General features: G+C 39.4%; 24 protein-coding genes. 14 read left to right on the top strand and 10 right to left on the bottom strand.

Annotated features, from left to right (window positions below; genetic code table 11):
• The first annotated feature begins 96 nt into the window (after positions 1-96).
• The 3 genes from PL11201_RS18605 (at position 97) to PL11201_RS18595 (ending at position 4,048) form a co-directional block, all read left to right on the top strand.
• A complete protein-coding gene (locus PL11201_RS18605; protein WP_079680257.1) occupies positions 97-363 on the top strand; it encodes a hypothetical protein in 267 nt (88 codons plus the stop codon).
• Positions 348-1,031, top strand: a complete 684-nt coding sequence (locus tag PL11201_RS18600) for a hypothetical protein (protein WP_079680390.1) — start codon at positions 348-350, stop codon at positions 1,029-1,031. The genes PL11201_RS18605 and PL11201_RS18600 overlap by 16 nt, the downstream gene beginning before the upstream one ends.
• Positions 1,032-1,411: 380 nt before the next feature.
• Entirely contained in the window at positions 1,412-4,048 is a 2,637-nt protein-coding gene (locus tag PL11201_RS18595; RefSeq protein WP_079680389.1) for a DUF3854 domain-containing protein, read from the top strand.
• A gap of 39 nt (positions 4,049-4,087) precedes the next feature.
• Here the strand turns inward: PL11201_RS18595 and PL11201_RS18590 are convergent, their stop codons facing one another.
• Positions 4,088-5,299: a tyrosine-type recombinase/integrase gene (locus PL11201_RS18590; RefSeq protein ID WP_079680388.1), complete on the bottom strand. Its 1,212-nt coding sequence runs from the start codon at positions 5,297-5,299 to the stop codon at positions 4,088-4,090.
• A gap of 702 nt (positions 5,300-6,001) precedes the next feature.
• On the opposite strand from PL11201_RS18590, the gene PL11201_RS18585 reads away from it, so the two are divergent.
• Positions 6,002-6,451, top strand: coding sequence for a hypothetical protein (locus PL11201_RS18585; protein WP_079680392.1), 450 nt, complete (start codon positions 6,002-6,004; stop codon positions 6,449-6,451).
• Between the two features lie 52 nt (positions 6,452-6,503).
• On the opposite strand, the gene PL11201_RS18580 is transcribed toward PL11201_RS18585, so the two are convergent.
• From PL11201_RS18580 to PL11201_RS18565, 4 genes are read right to left on the bottom strand one after another with little or no spacing between them, the layout of a single operon-like run.
• Positions 6,504-6,695: a hypothetical protein gene (locus PL11201_RS18580; protein ID WP_079680387.1), complete on the bottom strand. Its 192-nt coding sequence runs from the start codon at positions 6,693-6,695 to the stop codon at positions 6,504-6,506.
• A 52-nt stretch (positions 6,696-6,747) separates the two neighbouring features.
• Positions 6,748-7,170 carry a hypothetical protein gene (locus PL11201_RS18575; protein ID WP_079680386.1) on the bottom strand — a complete coding sequence of 141 codons (423 nt, stop codon included), beginning with the start codon at positions 7,168-7,170 and terminating at the stop codon, positions 6,748-6,750.
• The gene (locus PL11201_RS18570) at positions 7,145-7,594 is read right to left on the bottom strand and encodes a hypothetical protein (RefSeq protein WP_079680385.1); all 450 of its coding nucleotides are present in this window, start codon (positions 7,592-7,594) and stop codon (positions 7,145-7,147) included. Before PL11201_RS18570 ends, PL11201_RS18575 begins: the two co-directional genes overlap by 26 nt.
• Before the next feature lie 59 nt (positions 7,595-7,653).
• The gene (locus PL11201_RS18565) at positions 7,654-8,127 is read right to left on the bottom strand and encodes a hypothetical protein (RefSeq protein ID WP_079680384.1); all 474 of its coding nucleotides are present in this window, start codon (positions 8,125-8,127) and stop codon (positions 7,654-7,656) included.
• A 218-nt stretch (positions 8,128-8,345) separates the two neighbouring features.
• Here PL11201_RS18565 and PL11201_RS26540 point away from each other — a divergent pair, with 218 nt between their 5' ends.
• Positions 8,346-8,489: a hypothetical protein gene (locus PL11201_RS26540; protein WP_159451559.1), complete on the top strand. Its 144-nt coding sequence runs from the start codon at positions 8,346-8,348 to the stop codon at positions 8,487-8,489.
• Positions 8,490-8,566: 77 nt separating this feature from the next.
• Entirely contained in the window at positions 8,567-9,565 is a 999-nt protein-coding gene (locus PL11201_RS18560; protein ID WP_079680383.1) for a hypothetical protein, read from the top strand.
• A 233-nt stretch (positions 9,566-9,798) separates the two neighbouring features.
• Here the strand turns inward: PL11201_RS18560 and PL11201_RS18555 are convergent, their stop codons facing one another.
• Positions 9,799-10,008, bottom strand: coding sequence for a hypothetical protein (locus tag PL11201_RS18555; protein ID WP_234996768.1), 210 nt, complete (start codon positions 10,006-10,008; stop codon positions 9,799-9,801).
• Positions 10,009-10,117: 109 nt separating this feature from the next.
• Positions 10,118-14,101 carry a magnesium chelatase subunit H gene (locus tag PL11201_RS18550; protein ID WP_079680382.1) on the bottom strand — a complete coding sequence of 1,328 codons (3,984 nt, stop codon included), beginning with the start codon at positions 14,099-14,101 and terminating at the stop codon, positions 10,118-10,120.
• A 381-nt stretch (positions 14,102-14,482) separates the two neighbouring features.
• Here PL11201_RS18550 and PL11201_RS18545 point away from each other — a divergent pair, with 381 nt between their 5' ends.
• The 4 genes from PL11201_RS18545 (at position 14,483) to PL11201_RS18530 (ending at position 15,876) form a co-directional block, all read left to right on the top strand.
• Complete coding sequence (locus PL11201_RS18545) at positions 14,483-14,722, top strand: type II toxin-antitoxin system RelN family antitoxin (protein ID WP_079680381.1); 240 nt, start codon at positions 14,483-14,485, stop codon at positions 14,720-14,722.
• Complete coding sequence (locus PL11201_RS18540; RefSeq protein WP_079680380.1) at positions 14,715-15,089, top strand: type II toxin-antitoxin system RelE family toxin; 375 nt, start codon at positions 14,715-14,717, stop codon at positions 15,087-15,089. The genes PL11201_RS18545 and PL11201_RS18540 overlap by 8 nt, the downstream gene beginning before the upstream one ends.
• 158 nt (positions 15,090-15,247) lie before the next feature.
• Positions 15,248-15,610, top strand: coding sequence for a hypothetical protein (locus PL11201_RS18535; protein ID WP_079680379.1), 363 nt, complete (start codon positions 15,248-15,250; stop codon positions 15,608-15,610).
• A complete protein-coding gene (locus tag PL11201_RS18530; RefSeq protein ID WP_079680378.1) occupies positions 15,607-15,876 on the top strand; it encodes a hypothetical protein in 270 nt (89 codons plus the stop codon). Before PL11201_RS18535 ends, PL11201_RS18530 begins: the two co-directional genes overlap by 4 nt.
• Here the strand turns inward: PL11201_RS18530 and PL11201_RS18525 are convergent.
• Positions 15,854-18,583: a class I SAM-dependent DNA methyltransferase gene (locus PL11201_RS18525; protein WP_079680377.1), complete on the bottom strand. Its 2,730-nt coding sequence runs from the start codon at positions 18,581-18,583 to the stop codon at positions 15,854-15,856. The two genes, PL11201_RS18530 and PL11201_RS18525, sit on opposite strands and share 23 nt — an antisense overlap.
• A 200-nt stretch (positions 18,584-18,783) precedes the next feature.
• On the opposite strand from PL11201_RS18525, the gene PL11201_RS18520 reads away from it, so the two are divergent.
• Together PL11201_RS18520 and PL11201_RS18515 are read left to right on the top strand one after the other, a co-directional pair.
• Entirely contained in the window at positions 18,784-20,355 is a 1,572-nt protein-coding gene (locus PL11201_RS18520) for an NAD(P)H-hydrate dehydratase (RefSeq protein ID WP_079680376.1), read from the top strand.
• 14 nt (positions 20,356-20,369) lie between these two features.
• A complete protein-coding gene (locus PL11201_RS18515; protein WP_079680375.1) occupies positions 20,370-21,092 on the top strand; it encodes a M23 family metallopeptidase in 723 nt (240 codons plus the stop codon).
• Here the strand turns inward: PL11201_RS18515 and PL11201_RS18510 are convergent.
• The gene (locus tag PL11201_RS18510) at positions 21,089-21,511 is read right to left on the bottom strand and encodes an NUDIX hydrolase (protein WP_079680374.1); all 423 of its coding nucleotides are present in this window, start codon (positions 21,509-21,511) and stop codon (positions 21,089-21,091) included. The genes PL11201_RS18515 and PL11201_RS18510 overlap by 4 nt on opposite strands.
• A 13-nt stretch (positions 21,512-21,524) precedes the next feature.
• Positions 21,525-21,941, bottom strand: a complete 417-nt coding sequence (locus tag PL11201_RS18505) for a hypothetical protein (RefSeq protein ID WP_079680373.1) — start codon at positions 21,939-21,941, stop codon at positions 21,525-21,527.
• 42 nt (positions 21,942-21,983) lie between these two features.
• On the opposite strand from PL11201_RS18505, the gene folD reads away from it, so the two are divergent.
• Positions 21,984-22,865 (top strand): bifunctional methylenetetrahydrofolate dehydrogenase/methenyltetrahydrofolate cyclohydrolase FolD, encoded by an 882-nt coding sequence (gene folD / locus PL11201_RS18500; RefSeq protein WP_079680372.1) that lies wholly within the window; start codon positions 21,984-21,986, stop codon positions 22,863-22,865.
• A 159-nt stretch (positions 22,866-23,024) separates the two neighbouring features.
• Entirely contained in the window at positions 23,025-23,951 is a 927-nt protein-coding gene (crtE, locus tag PL11201_RS18495; protein WP_079680371.1) for a geranylgeranyl diphosphate synthase CrtE, read from the top strand.
• Positions 23,952-23,966 lie beyond the last annotated feature (15 nt).

Below are 23,966 nucleotides of genomic sequence, written 5' to 3'. Positions count from 1 at the left end.
ACAGCAAGTGGAGTTATCAAGTTCAATTTCTAAACTGTAGCGGTCAAGGTATTGAATGGGTCAACCCTGAAGATATGTGGCTATTGGAACCCTAGGATGATTCAACTTTATCGCGTTATAGGGTTCTTTCTGTTGGTAGCTAGTGGTGCAAGTTTAGTCAGTCTATTAGCAATATTAGTTAACCAATTGAAAGAACCTTTTTTTATCCTTTCCCTTATCATTTCAGTCGGCTTAGGTGTCACAGCAACCGTCATCTATTACCGCAAAACCGATGACAAGGAATGGGTGTTAGGCTTGCTTTTCGTTATTGGTTTAGCTACCGCTTTACTACTAGGGGGATTAATCCAATGGGTTACTCAGTAATCAATCCTAATAGCCAGGTTGAGGCAATAAAACAGAACTGGAAAACCCATCATTTAATCAACCTTGTTCTGTTAACAACATCATTACCTTTTTGGTTTTTTACCCCGTTTTTAACTCGTGACGTAAACGCTAACAATTGGCATAAGTTTTTTAGATTTACTTCTATAACCTACGCAATTTTAGCGAGTGGCACGTCGCTCTACTTAACAACAAAGTTAGGAGAAATTAAGCCTAAAATTGACGCGATTAAAAAGCGCGAGCAAGCCGAATTTAAACACAGTTTAGCTAGTGATTTATTTCTAGCACAGGGTACGAATACCGCTATCGCACAATATTTACTCACAGACCGGACTACTTCCCTGACTTCCCAGGGTGTAAGTGACTCGGAAGTGACACTAGATGGAGATACTACCGATTTTAGCGAGGAAACTTCCGGTACTTCCCAAACACCGGAAGTAGGTACTTCCGACCTTCCCGTAAGGGGAAGTAAACCGGAAACTGGGTTAAGTGTAGAAGCCGAGGAAATGTTTGAACTTGTAATTGATGCGCTTGAGGATGGTTACTCAGATACAAAAATAGTTGAGGAGTTAATGGGGTATAAAGGCAGAAACTACAAAAAGGGAAAAATGGTACTAAGTGAAATAAAACGTTTTTTAGAATTGGATTAATGGATTAATGAGCAATGGGTAGAGGTTAAGGTTTGCCCATCCTCTAAAAACGCTCTAAAAACGTAACTGTAACACTGTTTATCTTTGCATATACAGCGAAATACCTATCGTAAACCCTATAAAGGTTTCCGCAAAATAGCACAGTATGTTTCAGGTAGTTGCAGAACAGGTAGAATTAGTCGAGCAAAAAGGTACAAGCCTGACACTTTATCTACTTTTTCTCAAGGTGCATACAATGGGAAGATTAAACAAATAGAGTGATAAAATCTACCTTGATATTGCTTCAAAAATTCGCTACTCTAGTAGGTAATTAATTGTCAACAAAAAATAAGGGGTTGTAACACCCCTTACTGTCAACAGAATCTAAATTTTAAAACAATATGAAATCAAATAAAATGACTGTTACCGCTACCGATACACCCAATTATAGTGCATCTCACCAAAAAGCACAACCTTTAGGAAAACTTTACAAAAATACTCGGTTAACCGTTGAGCATTGGGAGTATCTGGTTACAAAGCGGGGTTTACCGTTTGATTGGGTGATGGATAACTGTGAGTCAATGACTGCAAAGACCGCCACGGAATACCTGGGATATACAGCACCATCTAACGGAATTATGATCCGGGGGGAGAATGGTCAGTATAGTTTTAAGCCAGATATCCCTTTAGTTGAATACAAGGACGGGAAAGAGAAAGTTAGAAAGTATTTAACCCCCAGGGAAGATGAAGGGTATGACGCAATGCTCTTAACCCATCCCATGTACTCCGACTACTGGACTAACCTTGATAAGTTAAAGGAACGAGCCTACATCATAGACGGTGCACCCTGTATTGCAGTGACAGAGGGTGGCTTTAAGGCAATGGTAGTGATGGATAATAAAATCCCCTGTGTAGCTGCGCTAGGGGTTGAGATGGGGTTAACTCCCAAGAAAAATGACCCCCAGGGGAAAAGGTACTTAGTAAAAACCCTAGAAAAATTAGCGCGCGCGGGTTTTGGGTTCTTGATGATGTTTGACGGTGATATCGCTACAAATATAAATGTTACGAACGCCCTAAAAAAACTTGGACATCAACTAGGCTTGTTCAATGTTCATGTTCATGTAGCTAGTTGGGATATGACAAGCGAAAAAGATAAAGGTGTAGATGATTACATCCTTAACAACGGGTTTCCTCAATTTCAGAGCGAGGTTTTATCACGGGTTCAACCCTTTGCAGAATGGTTAGAAAGGATTGAACAACAGTTTAAAAAAGAGGGAACCCACAAAGGTAAACCCACACCCCAAACTATAGCTAAAGAGATTGCTGAGGAATATCAACCCAATTGGAGATTCTCGGATAAAGAGCAGGTATGGCGTTTTTGGAATGGTAAATACTGGGAGAAAAAATCAGGTTCCTACGTTGAAACCAGCGTTAAAGCAATCTTAGATAGTCGGGAGATAGAATACAGACGTTCGGCTTTTGTCACCGATGTAGTTAAATTAATTAAAATGGATTTAACTACATTTAAATGGGAAACATTTGATAGGTCAAAATATATCGCTTTTGATAACGGAGTTTTAGAAGTTGAAACCAAGAAGTTATTGCCACACTCTCAGGGTTACGGGTTTGTATCTGTTTTGCCTTACGAATACAACCCGTTAAAGCCTATAGGGGAGTACCAGTCGGTAATAGAAGCGTTAAAGACTGAATGCCCTGCAACCCATCAATTCATGTTAACGGCCATGAAGGGTGACGAGATAGGAGTTAAAAAACTTTTAGCTGTCATCAATTCAGTTATTACTTTTAACCTTTCTAAGTTGCAGATGTTTGTTCATTTCTGCGGTTTACCAGGTACGGGTAAAGGTACGATGACTCGGTTGATTCAAAAATGCGTCGGGAAAAATAACTACAAAGGGTCAACCATAAAAAATCTATCTAAACCTGATGAAATTGCAAATATTATTGACAAGCAATTAGTAGTCTTACCCGATGAAAGGACAGATATCTTAGCAGATGTAATTCTAGGGTTGACGGGTAACGATGAAATGTCCTACCGTCAGGTATTTAAGGAGGGTGCGTCGGGGGTATTCCTTGGATCTATTGTTGTAAGTTCTAACACCCCGCTTTTTGCGGGTGAGACTACAGGGATGGACAGACGCACCTGCATGATTTCATTTAATAATGCAATCCCAGACAACAAGAGAGACGGCAGTATTGAGGATTTGATGGATCGTGAGATTGCACAATTAATAGCCGTCTCATTAATGCTGTCTGATTCCGAGGTAACGGCACTTATCAGGGGTATTGGTGGCGCGGATGTCCCTGCGTTTGAATTACATAAATGGAGACTAAAACTACAAGCTGATAGTGTTGCATCATTCTTTAACGAGTTAATAGTCATTGATCCTGACGGCAGTATCTCTGGTTCCGACCTCTACAAAGGGTCTTATAGAGGGTATTGTGAGGAAAATGGGTTAAAACCATTAGCCAATAACAAATTCCCTGAAAGGTTTAGTGAGTTGCTTCGGGTTCTGGGGATAGACATTGAGAAGAAAAGCAAGGCTAACCGCGTAACTTGGTACGGTATCCGACTGAGACTGGAATCAGAGGAGACGTTAACTTATGAAGAACAGTTAGAGGAACAGGTCAAGCGGTCAGAGGAAAACAGGCAACACGCTAATGCTTCACCAGGTAATACCAGGTCAGATACCAGTTCAGTACCAGATGATGTACCTGCTCAAAGCCAGACAGAGAGGGAGTCTTTACCAGCTTTACCAGCTTTAGAGGTAGATAATATAAATATAAAATCAGAACCTACACAACCCCAAAAAGTAGGCCGTAAAGGGCAGGGTCATCACCCGTTTAAAGTAAAAGATAGGGTGACTTACTACGACAAGACAACAGAGGGGTTAATGGATGCAACGGTTGTTGAGGTTCAATTTCCCCCCAATGATAAGAACAGAGGGGAATATATCATCCAGTTCAAGTCGGAGTACAAGATAACCGTTTTTGGAAACGAGATTAACTTAAAATCCTGACTCACAAAATAAGGGGGATTAAATCCCCCTGAAACGGTGTTACAGTGATATTGTTATTCCTAGGCTTGGTGGAATGTAGTCATTATTGGGTGACAGGTAATGGCTAACAATCATTTCGGGGGAAGTTCCACAAATACGTCCTATAGTTGCTACGTCAACCCCTAGGCGTGCTAGATGGGTGATGTAGCCGTGACGGAGGTTATAGCAGGGTAAGTAACGCTCTATTGCTCCATCTGCAACTAACCGAGTTACAATGACCCTCCAGCGTCGAGATGAAAAATTATGCTGGTCAATGTACTTGCCTTTGACCGATGGGAATATTAGATTATTCTCATTTTGAATTCTAGGGAACGATTCAATGTAATTTTTTAGTTCATCGTTAACGGGGAATAGTCGTACCTCCCCTGTTTTAGTCCCTTTTAATACTCCCTTAGAAAATGCTTTGCAGAAATCAACCCAAACCCTGTTACTTTCATGTTTAATGTCATCCCAGGTTAAGGCAATCGCCTCCTCTGGCCTGCACCCCGTTAGTGTACAGAACTGAACAAAGGGGTAGTAATAACTGTGAGGGAATTGGCTTTTATTTGGGACGTATCTATTATTCTTGAAAGCCTCCCAGATAGTCTCCAGGTCTTGATTTGAGAACGCCTCACGAGTGCGGTTTCCCGACTCGCCATCAGAGTCTATAAGACCCCTTTTCTTTAAAGCCGAGTAAGGGTTTTTGGTCTCATTTATTGTCCCTATTTCGTTACAAAGGTTAAAGGCGGCGTTTAGGTCATCAAAAACCCTTGACAGTGTTCCTGCCTTGTATTTTCCTAGCAAGCAGACGATGAGTGAGGACGCTTGATTAAAATTAAACAACACGGGGTCTGACACAGATGCTAAACATCTATCTACCTGTGTCCAGGTCGTTTTTTGTGTCGTCGCCTCAACCTTCCCTACCATCAACGCTTTGTACTGTTCCCAGACGGTTTTTAAGTTGTGTTCTGGCTGTTTGCCCGCAGTGGTTGTCTGGGTAGCCTTGCGGGAATCGTACTTAACAAGGGTTGAGTCAAATTGTCCCAAGGCAATGTCTAAATCAATTTGAGATGATTTAGTTTGGGCTATCTTCAGGGACTCTTTAGAGATACTCCCTATGGTTAAGTTATGAGTTTTCCCTTGGAGAGTCCACCGGAGTCGGTAACTCCCTTTAAACGATTCAATAGAAACCCGTCCCGTCCTTGATACCTTTTTATTTTCTAGGTGCTGCATTTTTTGACTTGCATCCAATACAAGTCAGATACAAGATTCGGGAATCAAAGGGAATAGAAGAAAGGCTGCAACCCTTGACATAACGTGCTAGACTGGCTGTGTCTCACATTGACATCGTGGGGGTCGGTGGTTCGAGTCCACTTGTGTCCATTTATTCATTATCCTTGGGAATATTCAATCTAAAAATTTAATTATTTAATTGTTGCTCACATCCCCCAAAACTGAAAATTAACTAGCACAGATTCTAAAATTTGTCAAATTGATATTTCAGAAATTTTATAGGGATGAAAGAGCTAATTATTTTGTCCCTTTGGAGAGATTTTCTCCCCGCCGGAGAAGATTTCTATTTTCTTCAATCCCTACATATAATGGGAAGTAAGTAAAAAAACTTTAGGAACGGCTGGGAGCGGTGAGAATTATAAACTTAGATAATCTAATTAAGGGAAGGTTTTCGATTAAACTTGTAATAACTAGCCTGATTAACATTAGGCTCAAGTAACAGTTTAAAATTTAAGTAAATTTTAACTTCATTAGTCTAAATAATTTATACTCATTCGTAGAGAACCGAACTAGCCGTTTTAAAGTTGCTGCCTTAAATTGGGGGTTAGCAAATATATTTTGAGATCATTAGATGGCTCACTTAGTACCTATTCGAGAAAAGCTAATTTAAATCTATATAATAGAACTCAAAAAAGTAAAATTATGGCTTCACAACATCAAGTTAAACAATATTTAGCCCACTGGTTTCAGTTAGGTAAAAAAGTATGGATTCGCAATGGTGCAGAATCGCGTTTACCTCAACCTGTAGTTCAAGGAGAAAGATATAGTCGAGAGTTTGAGGACTGTTGGAAAGAAATCCTCTCTGCTGAATCTGGAGAATGCTATTTAGACGGAACAGAGCAAACCATTGAAACCCTACTCTCCTCAGCATGGGAAATCGAATCCTGTGGGCGCTGTTCCCTACTTGTTCCGATAAAAACCGCCGGAATGCCTGCCACTTGCTGTCCTTGCTTTGATTTACCCACCTGGCCGAATCTGGACGCGCCCTTACCTCGTCTTCCAGTGAGTACCCGTCTATATTTATTAAATATTTGTAACCGACTGGAGCCAACTACAGAAACAGAAAGTAACGAAGAAAAATGCGATCTTTGATGTAATTAAACTGTCATAATTATTAGGGAAACCAATCCCAAACCAATATTTATCAACCCAGATTATTTTCTTTTAATCCTTGATAATATTTGACAGCTTCTGATGGAGATAAAATTTCTGCATCTTCTTCATCTTCCATCATTTTACCTAAGAAGTAATTTTCTAAAATTTCTTCGATTTTCTCAAACTCAGCAATCGGATTTTGATTTTCATCAACAATATAATTTTTGTGAATTTCTTGCATAATCAGAGGAGATTGATTGAGTAGGGTATTTTATAAATAATAGCATAAAATACTAAATTGAACTCAGGATCTGATTAATCACTCGTTCCACATCTTTAACCAGTAGCCCTGCTTCTGTTAACGTGATTTGTTGTTGAGGGGATTTAAAGTTATTTTCATCAATTAACTCAGGATAGAGAAACTTACTTCTGTACCCATTCTTTTCTAAGCGAATAATTAAAGCCGCAATCAGTTTAAGATTCACTGAATTAGATAAATGTTTTTTACAGAATGCTAAAAACATTCTTAACTTCGTTTCATGATTAAGCGGAACGCTACTTTTATAATGAACAATCACAGCAACAGCAATAGATTCCAACCCATGATAAGTTAGAAAACCGATAACTTCTTGGGTATTAATTGACAAAGATTGATGTTGCTTGGCAGTTTGAATATATCGTTGTGCAATTTCAATATAAGCGTCTTTTTGCTTCATAAACTGTTACCCCATTTTTGAATAATTTCTGATAATAACTGGATTGGGCTAAAAATTGTTCATAATTAATATTATTCAAAATTGGAATCAGTAAATACTCTAGTAAAAAATCAGCTAAGATTTCTGATAATACCTCTGTGATTTCAGCATCTTGTTGAAAATCTCCCAAACTCAACACTTGTAATACTTCTCGTTCTTTCTTTTGCAAGACTAAATTTTGGTCAGCAATTTTTTCATAATCTTGATATAAATCTTCAATCACAATTAAATCCAAACCTTCTAACTGCTCTAATTTGTCCTGAGCTTGATGAATACTATTAAAAATAAATTGATAAAAGCCTAAAAAATCCTCTCCATAGACTGAAATGTCTTGAGTTACCGATTTAAGGCTTGTAATTACCTGTTCTTGATCGATGACGGTCATCTCATCTATCCTCTTTCAAATTCAGCAGAGTTAGCGATCGCACTATCTAAACCTTACTATTATATCATATTCTGTTTTAAATCTTCTAATGATAATGACAGATTCAATGCCTCTGCTATTTGCTCATCGCTTAAGCCAAACTTTCTTAATTTATCAATGGTTTCAGTTTGAGTTTCATCTGAACTAACGGAAGAAGGAACAGGACAAATGTTAATAGAAGCTATACTTACAGTATTATTATTGCGAGTGTTTTTATTACCTAAAGTTATATTGACATTTATTTGTCGTTCTAAAACCGATTCAAGATTACTTTTTTTTACTTGTTCCCCAAAAACATCTGATAACATTTGCAAAAGTTCGTGACTGACTTTTTTAACGTGCTTTTCACTATAACCGTAAGTTTCAGCAACGTCAGCATATTTTTGACGATTAAGTATTCCCCTGACAATTTTTCCTTGCAAGTCGTTGAGATGTTTACCTGTTTGGGTATACACAGATTCATCAACGAATTGCAATATCTGAGGAATTTCCATAAGTAAAAATATAAAATTGCTATTGTGAGTATACCCAACTTTTAGCAACTTTTAGCAACTTTTTCAACCTTTCTATCGGAATTTGAGAAAATCCCTACTTTTTCCAACTTTTTTGGCTGTTCAGTTGGGAGTGAGCAAGTTAGTATAGTCAGCAAGCAGGAGTGGTTATCGAACTCTCCCAAGCTGGCAAGTACAAAACCATTTAATAGGGAAAACCAATGAAAAAATACACTTTTGGATGTTGTGATGCTGGCAAATCTGCTGACTCATACTCTGGAAAGAGCAGCGATGTACTTTCAATTATTAAGCAAGCTAGTGGAGCAACCCAAGAAGAATCAAAAATGATTAACTCGATCGGTTAGACATAGACATCGAATTTACATTCATACGCTGGTCAATCAAGATATACCAGCGTATTTTTATCAAAGGCAAAAATAGTATGAAATTCAAACTACCTGATTTGACTATAGATATTAATTTTGAATCTAAAAATAGATTTGAAAAAATTAGATATATTAAATCTATCTTAATAATGATTTTGGCTTATTGGATTGATTCAAGTGAAACTATAAAAACCTATTATAAACAACTAGATGATCCAGAGTTAAATAAAAAGAGGTTGACAAATATTAAAAATTTTGCTAATCCTAGACTCATTAATTTTTTGTTGCCAAGCCGACAGGATGGCAGAAGACTTCATGAAATCAATAACAGCCTTTACGGTGCATTAGAACACGGGATTATCTATGAATCGAATAATCCCTATGCTTATCCTAGAATATTGTCTATAGGACACGCTTTCAGTCATTTTGATTCAAGGGTAGATGATACAGAAGGCTTGGGTAATCAAAATAAAGCTCATTTTTTATTAGATCTTCTTATTTTTAATTCTAATAAGCCTTTTGATGAAATTGAAATAGATATAATTAAAACTTTAATCAAAAGTAGAATAAAAATTTTATTAGCTAATGACTATAACATGGAATCATTTGAAGATGATCTAGTCAATAAACTAAAAAGACTAAGAGAAATGTTTTTGGCTATTTTCATGATAATAATAATTTCAGAAATTACTGGGTTATCTGAAAAATCAAATTTTATATCTCATATAAAAATAATTAATGATGCTCTTCACAAACGAATTAATTGCTCTCCTAATAATAAAGATTTAAATAATTACGATTTTTCTGATTTTATGAATGTCTTTATCAGTTCTATAAGAGTAGGAGGTGGCTATGGAAAAGTTTATTTACTAAACTTGAGGAAGTTTATAGATTTGCTACCTGAGTCAAGCAGTAATTTATATTGGATTAAAGAAATTATCCAACTAACAGATGAAGATCCTTTCAATGTTGAATATCTTGAATCGGTTGTACTACCAAGATTTGATACAATTTTAACAGCTAAGTTAAAACGATATTACAGTCAAGATGAGTAGCTCATAATCCTCTGGAATAAACTTTTCAGTTCGATTAAACCTTGAAATCTTGTTACGGTTGACTGAACCAACAAACCACAATAATAAAATATTAGTATCAATTAAAATCCCTTTTTGTTTATATTTTTTAAACAATTCATCAATCATAACTCTCGAATTTTCATTGATTCTACTTCTCCTGTTTCAGTATTAACTTTAAAAACTTTATATTCTCTTGTATATTGAGGAGCTATTTAAAGTTTTAATGGATTATTATTGATAATTTGGCAATCAAACCCTAATGTAATCAACCAAAATTGTTTATTTTCATATAATTCAACTTCTTCTAATCGTAAATTTTGAAAAGAACCCAGCATATCCTGTAAATTATTAAAGTATGTTTGGGCTAAACCAACCGCAGCACGAACATCAATTTTAGGTAAATTTTTAACTGATGATTCCATATTTTTTCCTACAATGGGTTGAAATGATATCCTAATTAAAAATTATATCCCCTCGATAAAGATATTGCATACAACGTCTCTACCGAGGGGAATAGGGTTTTAAAGGATTTTATTCTATCCCTTCAATTCGGTCTTCAACTTCTTGGTATAACTCCCGGAGACGGTCTAAATTCTCATCGCTGGTTTCCCAATAGCCACGACCATTCACCTCTAACAACGTGCTAATAATCTTACGGAAAGAATGGGGGTTTAAGTTCAGCAAACGCTTCTGCATTTCTGCATCTTGAATAAACGTTTCATTCACATCCTCATACACCCAATTATCCACCGCCCCGGCTGTAGCACTCCATCCCATTGTATTAACAAGGCGCTTAGAAAGTTCGCGCACTCCTTCATAACCATGAGATAACATTCCTTCATACCATTTCGGGTTTAGAAGTTTAGTCCGGGCATCCAAACGCACCGTTTCCGATAACGTCCGCACCTGGGCATTTGCGGTTGTGGTATCCGCAATATAAGACGTCGGTTTTTTGCCATCCTTGCGTAAATTGGCAATTAATTTCGTCGGGTCAGAATCGAAATAATGGGAGACATCAGTTAAACTAATTTCCGAAGAATCTAAGTTTTGGAACGTCACTTCTGCGGTTTTTAACGCTGACTCAAAGATATTTCGATCCTGTTCCATCATCCCCGGATTATCAGAATTAAAGGCAAAAGATTTGCGCTTTAAGTACATTTCTTGTAATTCTGATTCCTGTTCCCAACTGCTATTTTCTACCGCCAAATTGACGTTAGACGAATAGGAACCGGAAGCATTGGTAAACACGCGAGTTGCCGCTTGTCTGACCGATACTCCTAACTCCTTCGCCTGTTCTAAAGCGTGTTTACGAACAAAATTCATCTCCAACGGTTCATCAGATTCCGCAGCCATTTTTACCGCTTTATCTAACAGCGCCATTTGGTTAATAAATAAGTCGCGGAACACCCCAGAACAGTTGATCACGACGTCAATGCGCGGCCGTCCCAATTCCTCTAAAGAAATTAACTCCAACTTATTCACCCGTCCCAGGGCATCGGGTACGGGTTTAACCCCCACCATCCACATCACTTGTGCTAGGGACTCCCCATAGGTTTTGATGTTATCGGTTCCCCACAGGACGACGGAGATGGTTTCGGGATAATTTCCACCATTTTCGAGCTTTTGCCGTTCTAACAGCCGTTCTACGACGATTTGGGCAGATTTCACCGCCGCCGCCGTGGGAATGGACTGGGGGTCGAGGGCGTGCATATTTTTGCCCGTCGGTAAGACATCGGGGTTACGGATGGGGTCGCCTCCTGGCCCCGGGATGATATATTCTCCTTCCAACGCCCGCAGCAAGGAGCCCAACTCGTTATCGGCGCACACCTGTTGTAAGCAGAATTCCAAATACTCAAATAAGGGTTTAATGGGTTCGGGGTCAACTTTGGTGAAACCGAACTCATGGAGTGCTTCGATCCAGGGTTCTTTTTTCCCCATATTAAAGAAGTTGAGTTTGGAGACCAGAGAAACCCGTCCTTCGGCGTCGGTTTGTTCGTGAACCAGGGCGATAACGGCGGCGCGGCAGGCTTCGGTGATTTTTTGTAATAACTCCACATCCGCTAACAGCCCTAAGTTATTGTTAGAGTACAGTTCCTCAATATCGCGGTTGAGGCTATTGGCAATAATTCGGGGTAAGCTGAGAAGATTATCTTCTTCCCGATCAATACTGGCGATATTTACCAGAGTTGAAATCGCTTCTTCGGCTGTGGGGGGTTTGCCAATAACGTGCAAACCACAGGGTAACAACCGCGACTCAATTTCCATTAACCGCCGATAGACCTGTCCCACGATATGATCCCGTTCTTCGGGGGTTAATTCCGCCGCATCGGTTTCGGGGAGGGTAATATCTTGGTCAAAATTCACCATTCGAGACTTATCGATAATGGTGTTAACGATCGCCACACCCCGACCGCTATCTTTTAGGGTTTGATAAGACCCAATTAACTCATTGAGTTCTTGGAGTCCTTTATATAACCCAGCGTTTTCCGCAGCCGGAGTTAAATAAGAAATAGTGGCGGCATAACTACGCCGTTTGGCGATGGTAGCTTCGCTGGGGTTGTTGGCGGCGTAGTAATACAGGTTGGGAATACTGCCAATTAAATTATCTGGGTAGCACTCTCCCGACATCCCCATCTGTTTACCCGGCATAAATTCTAACGATCCATGGGTTCCAAAGTGTAACACCGCGTCCGCTTTCCAGACTTGTTCTAAATAGGTATAGTAGGCGGCGAAGCCATGGTGGGGACTGGCTGACCGGGAGAACAACAACCTCATCGGGTCGCCTTCATAGCCAAAGGTCGGTTGAACTCCGATAAACACATTCCCAAACTGTTTGCCGAAAATCAATAAATTCTCGCCGTCGGTGTTTAAGGTTCCTGGTGGTGGCCCCCAATTCTCATTTAAGCGATCAAAATAGGGGGTTAACTGCTCATATTCAGCCACGGACATCCGATAGGCGACATTTAATTCCGGGCTTTGATATTGGGCCGTGGCGTCGTGGATGACTTCCTGCATCAGTTTCTCGGCGGACTCTGGCAGGTCTTGAATATCGTAGCCATTGCCCTGCAAGGCTTTGAGGACTTCGTAAATAGACCCGAACACATCCAAATAGGCCGCCGTCCCCACGTTTCCTTTATCCGGGGGGAAGCTAAAGACGGTAATGGCAACTTTTTTGTCTAATTTGGGTTTTTTCCGCAGATTAGCCCATTTTAAGGCTCGTTGGGCGATCGCTTCGATCCGGTCTTGCAAGGCGATCGCTTTTCCGGTGGCCCCATCCCGTCCTGATATAATAATCGGTTCGATCGCCCCATCAAGTTCAGGAATAGCAATTTGTAGCGCCACTTGGATCGGATGCAGGCCCAAATCACTTTCTTCCCATTCTTCAGTGGTTTGGAAGACTAAGGGCAAGGCCACCATATAGGGACGGTTCATCCGTTTTAGGGATTCTATCGCCTTGGGGTGATCCTGTCGAGCCGGGCCACCAACTAAAGCAAACCCGGTTAACGACACAATAGTATCCACGATCGGTTGGGGTTGAATGCCTTTCGGGGGGTTATCCCAGAAATACTCATCGATGGGTTTAGAAAAGTCCAACCCACCCGCAAACACTGGTAATACCCGCGCCCCTAACGCTTCAATTTCCTGTACCATGGCCACATAATGGGCATCATCTCCCGTCACCAGGTGCGTCCGTTGCAGCACTAACCCCACACAGGGGGCGAGGGGATCTTTTTGGTCGTCGGAAATATCGTCGCGGCTATTATTCCACTGGAAATATTCGGTGGCGTCCTCGAACATTTTCGGGGCGAGGGGATGCCATATTCCCATATCGGGATAGGTGACGGGATCGGCAAATTGTAGCTTGTCCTTGCCCTTAAACACATATTTTGACCCTAACATCAGTAGGAAGTTTTCCAGGTTATCGGAAGACCCCCCTAACCAATATTGGAAGGATAACATGAAGTTGCGGGCGTCCTGGGCCTTGTCCATCGGCAGGTATTTCAGGACTTTGGGCAAAGTTTGCAGCAACTTCAGCATGGCGTCTTGGAAAGAACTCCCCGACTGTTCTTTACGTTTCTTCATAAACTGGGCGATCGCACTTTTGCTTTGTCCCAGTTGCGCCATGGAAAACGTCCCCATTTTGTTCAGACGCATGACTTGAGGCATGGAGGGGAACACCACGGCCACATCCAGGCTATCCCGGTAGGGGGCTACGGCCTCAACCAGTTTATCGGCTAAATCTTCAATAAAAATCAAGGAGGCTATAAATATATTAGCCTGGGATAAATCTTGTTTAAAACTTTCGTAGTTTTCGGGAGATCGTAACTCCTCGATCAAATAACCGCTAATTTCGATCGCGACATTAGGGTTATTCGCATTAATGGACTGGACTGCCGCCGATAGGGCACTTTGATATTGCGCTTCTAACACCACATAGACCACTTTCATCAGTTGTCGCCCGTTCAGGTCATCTGGCTGGATGTGTCTAATGGTGGGTTTTACATAAGTAAACATATCTTAATTGGTTCCTTTTTTGTCTGCTTCTCTCTTAAGGGGATCGGCGATGGGCATTGCCAGATCATTAGGACTTCCCTTTGAGTATTCTTACCAGAAAATGGCTATTCTGGGCAGGTTTGATGACCCTTCGCAACAATTCGACAAGAAAAATGTCATTATTTTTCACATTTCTTGACTTTCTTCACCTTTTATTTTTTAGGAATTATTTGCAATAAGAAAGAATCGGCAAAAATCTAAAGAACTACTAGAAATTGCTAAAATAGGAGTAGAACGAGCAATTAAAACCGATAAAGTGACGGCGACTATTTAGATAAATCAACAACTTGAAAGATTGGGAATCAACCTAAAAACTACCACTTAAATCATTTTGGAGTAGCAATGAAAGCACTGAAAGTCATGGCAATAATTAATGATCAAGGACAACTAACCTTAGATCATCCCCTCATAACAGATAAAAATAGTCGTGTAGAAGTCATTGTTTTAATTCCAGAACAGACAGATATAGATGATAAATCTCAAGCAGAAGTCTTAGCAGATTTTCGTCAAGCTTGGCAGGAAGCAATGACTGGACAAACTATTCCAGTTGCTCAACTTTGGGAAGGAATTGAAGATGTCTAAACAGCCTTTAATTCAAGTTGAAGTTTCGTCAACATTCAAACGAAATCTACGCACTCTTGCCAAGAAATATCGCAGTATTCGGAATGATATACAACCCATCATCGAACAACTGGAGCAAGGAGAGTTACCAGGAGATCAAATACCGGAAGTTGGTTATGTCGTCTTCAAGCTGAGAGTCCGAAATAGCGACATTCAGAAAGGTAAAAGTGGTGGCTACCGTCTAATTTACTACATCAAAACAGCAACGGCAATTATTTTACTGACGATTTACGCCAAATCTGAACAAGTCGATATTGACGCAGATGACATTCGGAGCATCATTAGAGAATTTGAACAGCAGGCGACAGAAAGTAAAGAGGATGCCTAAACAACTCCTAGAAATTGCAGCAACTTGAAAGATTAGGAATCAATCTAAGAAAATCAAGGATAAAATCATGAAAAGTAGAGAATTTTTTATGGTGAGTCATAGTTTGGGCAATAGGTTGTGTTAAGATTCAACTAACTCCATCAAGTTTGGTTAATACTATGATCGGCACTATCTCCCAATCTCTAGTTGTCAATCAAGCGGACATAGATGATTTAAAATTATTCTATCAGTTTCGCCGTGAGCATGATGTTGTTCAATTTTTAGCAATTCATCCCCATCTATTATCAATTTTGGTATTAGGTAAAGATTTAATCAGCCAATATTTCCCAGAATCAAATGTATTTCTTGACTGGATTTTAGATCCAGAATTAGCTGAGTCCCAATTGGTTGTTTACCTAACAAGAACAATTGCAGATACAGAAGCAGCAATTGAACAAATTGAAAAACTGTCTGATCAGTGGTTAGGAAGCTATGACGGTGATATCCGCAGTCAAATTTATGTCAGATATGATTATTTATGACTTTTGATTGGTTGGATTATTTAACCTTAGCTCAAAATTTAGCGGGACAAACGGTTATTGTTAGTGAACAAGCTAAATTTAGATCAGCTATTAGTCAAGCTTACTATGCAGCTTTTCACCAAGCAAAACAGGTTTTAGAAGAAAAAGATAGATTAACAATTCCGTTACAAAATGTTCATAAATTTGTGATAAATCAATTTCAAAATCATCAGTGTCTTAGTGCCTTTGTGGTGACTGCAAAAATCACCGAGCAACAGCACCCATAATAACCTCTCCCCGACTTTCTTTTCTCGCACAGTCCTGATTTAATTCTAAGAGTTTTTCTAAAATATTATCCTGGGATTTAAAATGATATGCTTCCCTGACTAACTGATCGAGTTTTCGATGAAATTTATAGAGTTTTGAGGTCGGTTCATGGTAATATTTATTATAGAGTTGAGTAATTCCCCAGCCTTTTTTAATCATTTCTTGACTGCGATACTCGTGTAACTCGATTGTAATTTTCCTAATATTTTCAATTGTATTTTTTCTAGGGGTTTGAGGAAAGGGGAAGGTTTCAAAACAAGTGGTGTGGGTATATCGGGTATCCCCTTTTAAGGTTGAACTTTGCGCTTTCACCCAAATTCTATGGGTATCAGATAACAAAATTCCTAAGATATAATAGTCTTCCGTTGCGACTACTACCGATTGATCTCCCGCTAACCATTCAACAGATGCGGGAAGAAAAATTGCCCATTTTGATAATCGAGGGACTGTAAAATAATAAGATAAATTAGCGATCGCCGCTCTCATTCCCGGTCGAGTTGCGAAAAACTGCCACCAATATTCCCGAGCTTTTTTAGCTCGATTATTCAATCTTTCTGGTTTAACATAATTTTTAATTTGCTCAAACGGTAAGGGATACTGATGACAGTCTTCTAAGGTCATTTCATTAAAATCAATAATCCATCTTTCCGGTTTTCCTAAAGGTTTTTGAGCTAAATTTGCCCCCATGGAAAACAACTTTAAAATAGGTCGATTATTTTGATCTCTATTTATCCAGTCTTCAGCAATTTCTGCCGTAATAATAAAACCCATCCCCAAAGGAATTACACCTTGAAAACATTGGTTTAAATTTGCCTTCAGTCTCACCGCCTGGGAAACCTTTACCGTGGACTGTAAGGAAGAATTAATAAAAGTAACTTCTTGTCCATCTAAAATATATTGATTAGGTTTCTGCTTTGACCAATTGACAATACTAACATGAACTTTAGCATCTCCCGACCATGGCTGAGAAGAAATAGCCTGATAAATATAACCGCCATTTTCCGTAATATAATCTAAAGAAACCGCCCTACTTTTACCTTGACTAATAGAATTCGTCGCCACTAAACCCGATCTTCCATGATCCCCTAAATGATCATGGGTTAATCTAAACCAATAGGCGCAAAAATCAACATCTCTAATCCCTGGAAAACGCTTAAATAGTTGATTAACATATTCATCTCCTAACGTTAAGCGAATGTGTTTACTCCCCAAAAAAGGAGGATTTCCAATAATCACGTCCGCTTGTACCCAATTGGTAAATAAAGCATCCGCACAAATGATATTTTTATCTAAAGTATCTAAGGGTAAACAGGACTCATTTAACCCTAATTGATTAATAGCAATTTTTCTGCCAATCATTAACGTAACTTTCGCCAATTCCACAGCAAAGGCGTTAATATCCATGCCATAAAATTGTCGAGGACTGACCTTTTGAGTATAAACAGAAATATCCTCAAAATTAGCTATTTTCTCTAACAGTATTTTTTCAATATATTTTAACTCTTGATAGGCTACATAGAGAAAATTTCCCGAACCACAAGCCGGATCAAGGACTTTATAATTGATTAATTCATGATATAATAATTGTAACTCTTTTAAGGTATTAGCTGCACTAATTCTATCTTCCCAATATTCCCGAATGGTCGGTAATACAATACTTCTAATATCAGCTTCCGAGGTAAAATGAATGCCATAAGCATGACGTTGTTGTTTTGATTTATCTTTATTTTTATCAGCATAACTCAAAGCACCTTCAAACAAATTTCCAAAAATAGAAGGACGAACTTTACTCCAATCTTGCCCCGCACAAGCCAATAATAGATTTAACTCCCCACATTCTAACTGAATGGGATAAAATTTATCCAATAATCTACTATTAAGATATTCGACTCCTACATAGCGTCCATCAAGGACAACCCCAGGTTGATTCATTGCTTGAAACAGTCCACCTAAAATATCAGAGGAATTGCCTTGATTTTCGATACAATCTTGTAAACAACGAGTAAACATTGCCGCAGGAAGTAAACCAATATCTTCCGCATACATCGCTAAAACACACTGTAAAATAAAGTGTTGGGCTTGGAGAGGAGTGTATTTTCTAAAATTATTTCTTTCACCTCTTTCTAATAAAGAATGTAAAACATCTCCTAAGCGTCTGGCTGCTTTTTCTGTAATTTCAACTTGATTATTTTTAAACTGAGGGCGGAGATTTTTCGCCTCCAAAAAACTAAAAGCCCGAATGCGTTTTGGTAAATCTTCTAACGCTATAATATCAACTGGGTCATCGGGTTGATGATCAAAATCATAAATATGAAATTCATCAAAATTACATAAAATAACATAACGAGGGCGATCGCTTTTTTTAATTCTAATATAATATCGTTCAGCTTGGGTACGATAATCTCGATCTTGAAGATTGCTTCCCCGTTTTTTCATCTCAATTAAAACACGATTTTTCCACAATAAATCAGCAAACCCCATGTTTCCTGATTTCCCAGCTTTTGCGATCCGTTGTTCAAAAGTTGCACCCGCTTGTAATGCACCTTCATATTCAAAAGCCTGAAAAAAACGATCTAAAAAGATTTGTGCCTGTCCCTTTTTATCCCCAATGATATACTGTTGACAATAATTAACAAATTTTTGCAAACTTTCTGGTTTAGTCGGCATAAGCAAAATCAGTGATTAACCCTTCCATCAATTTGATCATACTTCAATTGGGTTTCTGGAAACAGACAACAGCCAGAAACCCAGTTTTTTATCCCGAAAATTGATGTTAAAATAAATAGCGATCACAAATGTTATCACCATCAGCAGGGAGCGTGTTTTTATGGTGACTCATAATGTTCATATAGTTATTGGATCTCATCATGAATCATAAAATTAGAGCCGAAAAAATCCAACAAATTGTTGTTACCTCTGAACAGATGCGAAATATTGAAGAACGTATCTTTTACGCCGGGATACCCGTGGCGGCTTTAATGGAAAAAGTTGCCGGAAAAATTACCCACAGGTTACGGACTTTATTCTTAGAAAAATCAATTACCTCGGCTGATAAAATCGGTATATTAGTAGGGCCAGGACATAATGGCGGTGATGGATTAGTGGTAGCTAGGGAACTCTATTTTCTCGGCTATAATATTGTAATTTATAGTCCCTTTTCAAAGCGCAAAGAATTAACGGAATCCCATGCCAAATATGCTATTAGTTTGGGAATTAATTTTAGTTCTAATATCAAGGAATTATATGACTGTGATATTTTGATTGATGGGTTATTTGGATTTGGTTTAGAGCGAGAAATTGCCGGAGAACTTGCCAATACTATCAATATAATTAATAATTGGAATAAACTTGTCATTAGTATTGATTTACCATCGGGAATTCATACCGATACAGGGGAAATATTAGGAACAGCAATTCGAGCTAATCTAACCCTCTGTTTGGGATTATGGAAACAAGCCTTTTTACAAGATACCGGATTAGATTATATAGGCAGAGCCGAATTGATTGATTTTGATATTCCTTTGATGGATATTAATGCTATTATCGGAGAATCTCCTATCCTAAATCGCATCACTCAGGATACTGCAATTAATAGTTTACCCTTGCCCCGTCCCGCTAATCATCATAAATATAAAAACGGTCATTTACTAATTATAGCAGGTTCCAAACAATATACAGGAGCCGCCATTTTAGCTGGATTAGGAGCCAGAGCAAGCGGTGTGGGAATGCTATCTATTGCCGTTCCCAATTCGATTAAACCCTGGTTAAGTTTACAATTACCAGAAGCCCTAATTATAGGCTGTTTAGAAACTGAAAATGGAGCGATTCTTGAACTTCCAGAAGATCTGGATTTAAGACGCTATCAAACGATTATTTGTGGCCCTGGATTAACGACCGAAGCTCAGGCTATTGTGGAAAGAATATTACCAGCAAACTGTCCGATTATTTTAGATGCGGATGCTTTAAATATTTTAGCTAAGTTGAATCCATTTTTTACCCTATCTTCTCGTAAATTCCCCACAATTATCACCCCCCATTTAGGAGAATTTAAACGGCTATTCCCGGAATTAATAGCATTAGAAAACAATCAAATAATATTAGCCAAACAAGCCGCCGAATTAACGGGTGCTATTATTGTTTTAAAAGGGGCTAGAACCTGTGTTGCTACCCCTAAAACCGTTTGGATTAATCCCCATAGTACCCCAGCTTTAGGTCGTGGGGGAAGCGGGGATGTTTTAACGGGATTATTAGGGGGGCTATTACCCCCTGTGATTCTCGCGGAAAAACCTGTACAATCAATAGTAAATACGGCGGTTTGGTGGCATTCCCAAGCCGGGATTCTAGCGGCAAGAGAACGCACGGAATTAGGGGTTGATGCCTATACATTAACTCAATATTTAATTCCGGCTTTAACACAATTCCTAAAAACCATAAATTAAATCAGGAGATAACCGTGAAATTACAAGTTTTAGAACATACGATTTTTAAGCTGCATCCGGTTGCAGCCGAAGCTGTTGCTTATAATGAAAAAATATCCGTTTATCGTGATACAATATTTGAAATAGAAAGTTATTCCCAAGCAGAAGATAACCATTTACAGGTTAATTTCCTATCTCCTAAACCCAAGAATATGACGACTTGGTTTGTTCCGGCTCATCAAGTTAAACTCTTAGAAACCGATGAAGAATTAACCGCCTCCCGTTCCGTTTCTTCGGCTTCCTTTGCGGTATCTAATGCAGAATGGATATGGCCAATGACGGGAACCAGTATGGGTTCAAGGGCTGAATTTGGTTACGCGAGAGGGAGACTTCATGCAGGTGTTGATATTGGGGGATATACTCCCGATGAATGTTATGCGGCGAGTGATGGAGTGGTTGATTATATTAAAAATGATCCCAGCGGTGCAGAAGGTCGGGCGATTTATATTAAACGTTCTAATGGTTGGGAACACGTTTATTTTCATTTACAATCTATTGGGGTTAAAGTGGGTCAAACCGTCACCAAAGGTCAATTTATCGGGGTGCGAGGCGGTTCGGGTTTTGGGTATGAAGGATTAGAAATTGATGGGGGAGGATATTCTATTCATCTACATTTTGAAGTGCATAAACCCGATGGGGAAAAGGTTGATCCCCGTTCTATTTTACCCGATGATGGTAGTGTTCCTATTGTGGCTTAAACTAACTTTTGAGCCATGAAATCTAATAAAATCTTTCTATGCAGAGTCCCTATTAATCTGACCATTCCTGCCTTTTGGGAATAACATTCTCCAGCTTGAATATCCTCGGGTGTTAATAATCCCATATCCCAGCCTTCATGTAAGACTAATTGACTCAAATCAACCGTTAAAGGGGCATAAAAAACAATCCGATTTACCAGGGAATCTGCATAGTAATTGAATAGGAAAAAATCGAGAACATTGTAACCAATTTCTTCGAGTAATTCCCGTTTGAAAGCCGTTTCTGGGGTTTCTCCGGGTTCTAAATGTCCCCCAAATAATCCCCAAACCCCAGGATGAACAATATTAGGAATATTATCTCGTAACTGCAATAAAAACTTTCCATCTCGATAAAGAATTGCTATAGCAACTTGAATCATAATTTGTTACCCATTACCCATTACCTGTTCCCTGTTCCCGTTTAATTTCTTTGACATAAACATCTCCAATATCTTTTCCTTTCATCTCCTTAATTAAAATACTTTTATATTCTACTTTTCCTTGAATTAATAGGTCTTGTCCGAGGGGTGGTAAAGGTTGAGTGGTAAATACCCAAATTGAACCTGTATCATCTTGGAGTTGATAAGCACCTGCCCCTAAAAAGGGTGCATGACTTTTGACTTTACCTCGGAGATAAACTTTAGCACCTATTTTCTGTTTTTGTTGTAGCAGTTCAATTTTAGCGGTATTAAAATTAATCCAACTTTGCGACTGGGAAATACTCTGACAACCGACTAATCCGGTCACAAATAGTAATACAATACTAATTTGCCAGGTTTTGGTGAACTTCTGTGAAAATGAAAAGGTCATAGAGTCGCTGAATATATTAATTGACAAAAGAGAGAGCGAATTATGGATAATCTATTAGACGGTAAATCTACAGCCAAAAAGATTCAAGCCCAACTACAAGAGCAGGTAGAAATATGGCAAGCTAAAGTTGGACGTCCGCCCGGTTTAGCGGTGATTATGGTGGGGGATAATCCGGCCAGTACGGTATATGTTCGGAATAAAGAACAAGCCTGTGCTAAGGTGGGAATTACATCTTTTGGTCAACATTTCCCCGCAGAAACAAGCCAAGAAGAACTCACTCGTATTATCCATGAACTGAACAAAAATGAACAAGTGGATGGAATTTTAGTTCAGTTACCCCTTCCCGCGCATCTGGACTCCGTTGGGTTACTATATGAAATTGATCCCAAGAAAGATGCTGATGGTTTGCACCCGGAAAATTTAGGACGGTTAGCGAGGGGGGAAAAGGGATTAAGAAGTTGTACCCCCGCCGGAGTGATGCGACTATTTCAGGAATATAATATTGAGCTAAAAGGAAAACACGCCGTCGTTTTAGGTCGCAGTATTTTAGTTGGGAAACCGATGGCTTTAATGCTATTAGAAGCTGATTGTACCGTAACTATTGCCCATTCTAAAACTCAAGATTTAGCTAAAGTTAGCCGGGATGCGGATATTGTGGTGGCGGCTATCGGACGTCCGCAAATGATTACGTCGGATTTTGTGAAACCTGGCGCTATTGTGATTGATGTCGGAATTAATAAAATTACGGATAATAATGGCAAATCTCGCCTAGTCGGGGATGTGGATTTCGAGAGTGTTCAACCCATCGCCCAATATATTACCCCAGTTCCAGGGGGTATTGGCCCGATGACCGTGGCGATGTTATTGCAAAACACCTTCTGGAGTTATTTGGAAAAGGTGCAGTCATCAGTAATTAGTAAATAGTTATCAATCGATAGAAAATCTAAGTAAGGGAGGGGTTTTAGACCCATTTTTTTGGTAAAATGGTGGAGTTAAAATTTGGCTCCTGCGATGAAGGGAAAAATTAAGTCTCCAGGAGTCAACTTTTGTTAACATTACCCCTATTATAAACAAGCACTCGTCATGGTATTGGTAAGCGAAATTAACTCACCGTTGGAAAACCCTCAGTTTGACTTATCCGCCTACATGAACCAACGACAGACCCTAGTAGAAAAGGCTTTAGATGAGTCTCTCCCCCTAATCTACCCTGAAAAAATCTATGAGTCAATGCGCTATTCTCTGCTGGCGGGAGGCAAGCGTTTGCGACCGATTTTGTGTCTGGCAACCTGTGAGTTGGTCGGCGGGACTGTAGAAATGGCTATGCCCACCGCTTGCGCCCTGGAAATGATTCACACCATGTCCTTAATTCACGACGACCTCCCGGCCATGGATAATGATGATTACCGTCGGGGAAAACTGACCAATCATAAGGTTTATGGAGAGGATATTGCGATTTTAGCTGGGGATGGTTTACTCAGTTATGCCTTTGAATTTGTGGCCACCCAAACCTCCAATGTTCCGGCCCATCAAGTTTTACAGGTAATTGCTCGTTTAGGTCGGGCGGTGGGGGCTGCTGGCTTGGTGGGGGGCCAGGTGGTGGATTTAGATTCCGAAGGACTTACGGATGTTTCCGAAGAAACCCTAACTTTTATTCATACCCATAAAACCGGGGCATTATTAGAGGCCTGTGTGGTCTGTGGGGCGATTTTAGGAGGAGCGAAGGAAACGGAAATTGCCGGGTTATCTCGTTATGCCCGTAATATTGGTTTGGCGTTTCAGATTGTGGATGATATTCTCGATATTACGGCAACCCAGGAGGAGTTAGGAAAAACCGCAGGTAAGGATTTAACGGCTAAAAAAGTCACCTATCCCAGTTTATGGGGCATAGATGAATCCCGACGTCAGGCCCAAAACTTAATTGAAGCGGCAAAAGCTGAATTATCTCACTATGGAGACCGGGCTATTCCTCTGTTAGCGATCGCAGATTTTATCACTAATCGCACTCACTAAAGCTATTTATCTATA

Source organism: Planktothrix sp. PCC 11201, from assembly GCF_900009135.1.
Taxonomy (GTDB): domain Bacteria; phylum Cyanobacteriota; class Cyanobacteriia; order Cyanobacteriales; family Microcoleaceae; genus Planktothrix.
This window is presented reverse-complemented; position numbering and strand designations above follow the sequence as displayed.

Excerpts from the sequence above, each read along its gene's own strand:
- PL11201_RS18605 (WP_079680257.1), top strand. The coding sequence starts at position 97 with ATGATTCAACTTTATCGCGTTATAGGGTTCTTTCTGTTGGTAGCTAGT.
- PL11201_RS18600 (WP_079680390.1), top strand. The coding sequence starts at position 348 with ATGGGTTACTCAGTAATCAATCCTAATAGCCAGGTTGAGGCAATAAAA.
- PL11201_RS18595 (WP_079680389.1), top strand. The coding sequence starts at position 1,412 with ATGAAATCAAATAAAATGACTGTTACCGCTACCGATACACCCAATTAT.
- PL11201_RS18590 (WP_079680388.1), bottom strand. The coding sequence starts at position 5,299 with ATGCAGCACCTAGAAAATAAAAAGGTATCAAGGACGGGACGGGTTTCT.
- PL11201_RS18585 (WP_079680392.1), top strand. The coding sequence starts at position 6,002 with ATGGCTTCACAACATCAAGTTAAACAATATTTAGCCCACTGGTTTCAG.
- PL11201_RS18580 (WP_079680387.1), bottom strand. The coding sequence starts at position 6,695 with ATGCAAGAAATTCACAAAAATTATATTGTTGATGAAAATCAAAATCCG.
- PL11201_RS18575 (WP_079680386.1), bottom strand. The coding sequence starts at position 7,170 with ATGAAGCAAAAAGACGCTTATATTGAAATTGCACAACGATATATTCAA.
- PL11201_RS18570 (WP_079680385.1), bottom strand. The coding sequence starts at position 7,594 with ATGACCGTCATCGATCAAGAACAGGTAATTACAAGCCTTAAATCGGTA.
- PL11201_RS18565 (WP_079680384.1), bottom strand. The coding sequence starts at position 8,127 with ATGGAAATTCCTCAGATATTGCAATTCGTTGATGAATCTGTGTATACC.
- PL11201_RS26540 (WP_159451559.1), top strand. The coding sequence starts at position 8,346 with ATGAAAAAATACACTTTTGGATGTTGTGATGCTGGCAAATCTGCTGAC.
- PL11201_RS18560 (WP_079680383.1), top strand. The coding sequence starts at position 8,567 with ATGAAATTCAAACTACCTGATTTGACTATAGATATTAATTTTGAATCT.
- PL11201_RS18555 (WP_234996768.1), bottom strand. The coding sequence starts at position 10,008 with ATGGAATCATCAGTTAAAAATTTACCTAAAATTGATGTTCGTGCTGCG.
- PL11201_RS18550 (WP_079680382.1), bottom strand. The coding sequence starts at position 14,101 with ATGTTTACTTATGTAAAACCCACCATTAGACACATCCAGCCAGATGAC.
- PL11201_RS18545 (WP_079680381.1), top strand. The coding sequence starts at position 14,483 with ATGAAAGCACTGAAAGTCATGGCAATAATTAATGATCAAGGACAACTA.
- PL11201_RS18540 (WP_079680380.1), top strand. The coding sequence starts at position 14,715 with ATGTCTAAACAGCCTTTAATTCAAGTTGAAGTTTCGTCAACATTCAAA.
- PL11201_RS18535 (WP_079680379.1), top strand. The coding sequence starts at position 15,248 with ATGATCGGCACTATCTCCCAATCTCTAGTTGTCAATCAAGCGGACATA.
- PL11201_RS18530 (WP_079680378.1), top strand. The coding sequence starts at position 15,607 with ATGACTTTTGATTGGTTGGATTATTTAACCTTAGCTCAAAATTTAGCG.
- PL11201_RS18525 (WP_079680377.1), bottom strand. The coding sequence starts at position 18,583 with ATGCCGACTAAACCAGAAAGTTTGCAAAAATTTGTTAATTATTGTCAA.
- PL11201_RS18520 (WP_079680376.1), top strand. The coding sequence starts at position 18,784 with ATGAATCATAAAATTAGAGCCGAAAAAATCCAACAAATTGTTGTTACC.
- PL11201_RS18510 (WP_079680374.1), bottom strand. The coding sequence starts at position 21,511 with ATGATTCAAGTTGCTATAGCAATTCTTTATCGAGATGGAAAGTTTTTA.
- PL11201_RS18505 (WP_079680373.1), bottom strand. The coding sequence starts at position 21,941 with ATGACCTTTTCATTTTCACAGAAGTTCACCAAAACCTGGCAAATTAGT.
- folD (WP_079680372.1), top strand. The coding sequence starts at position 21,984 with ATGGATAATCTATTAGACGGTAAATCTACAGCCAAAAAGATTCAAGCC.
- crtE (WP_079680371.1), top strand. The coding sequence starts at position 23,025 with ATGGTATTGGTAAGCGAAATTAACTCACCGTTGGAAAACCCTCAGTTT.